The organism is Streptococcus mitis (assembly GCF_946190065.1).
Classification (GTDB): Bacteria; Bacillota; Bacilli; order Lactobacillales; family Streptococcaceae; genus Streptococcus; species Streptococcus mitis_DE.
Genome location: NZ_CAMHZD010000164.1, coordinates 1 through 251 on the forward strand (window position 1 = coordinate 1; position 251 = coordinate 251).

The 251-nt window shown below is 53.0% G+C and carries 1 protein-coding gene; it reads right to left on the minus strand.

Annotated elements, in window-relative coordinates; all coding sequences use genetic code 11:
- On the minus strand, positions 1-251 hold a 251-nt coding region (locus OCF96_RS10015; protein ID WP_261447078.1), incomplete at both ends, for a hypothetical protein.

Here is a 251-nt window from a genome sequence, read left to right on the forward strand (position 1 = left end):
ACGCTGATTGTCTTGCGCACCTGCTGCCGGATTGCCTGGCACTTGTCGATGCTGAGTGTCTAGCTGAGGTGCTTGCTGATGGTGAAGCACTTGTTGAAGCCGATTGACTTGCGCTCGTGCTTGCTGATTGGCTTGCACTTGTTGATGCTGACTGTCTAGCTGAGGTGCTTGCTGATTGGCTTGCACTTGTTGACGCTGACTCACAAGCTGAGGTGCTTGCTGATTCGCTGGCACTTGTTGAAGCAGAGTGA